Below are 338 nucleotides of genomic sequence, written 5' to 3'. Positions count from 1 at the left end.
CTGGCGGCCTGGGCGGCGGTGCTGTCGCGTCTGTCGGGGCAGGACGATCTTGTGATTGGCGTGCCGAGCGCCAATCGGGGGCACCGGCAGATCGAAGAGCTGATCGGGTTCTTCGTCAACACCCTGGCGCTTCGGCTGGACCTCTCGGGCAAGCCAAGCGTGTCGGAGCTTCTGGAGCGGACGCGGCGCACGGTGCTGGCTGCGCAGGAGCATCAGGACCTGCCGTTCGAGCAGGTGGTGGAGATCGTGCAGCCGCCCCGGGCTCTTGATCACACGCCGTTGTTGCAGGTGATGCTGGCCTGGGAGAACAATGCGGTTGGAGCATTGGACCTGCCGGG

1 protein-coding gene is annotated in these 338 nt (G+C 66.6%); it reads left to right on the top strand.

Annotated features, from left to right (window positions below; genetic code table 11):
- Nucleotides 1-338, top strand: a 338-nt coding sequence (locus tag CV770_RS41395) for a condensation domain-containing protein (RefSeq protein WP_201760278.1), incomplete at both ends; no start/stop codon positions are given.

The organism is Bradyrhizobium sp. AC87j1, from assembly GCF_002936975.1.
Lineage (GTDB): Bacteria > Pseudomonadota > Alphaproteobacteria > Rhizobiales > Xanthobacteraceae > Bradyrhizobium > Bradyrhizobium shewense.
The sequence above is the reverse complement of the archived record's forward strand: the minus strand, read 5'-3'. Positions and strand labels throughout refer to the sequence as shown.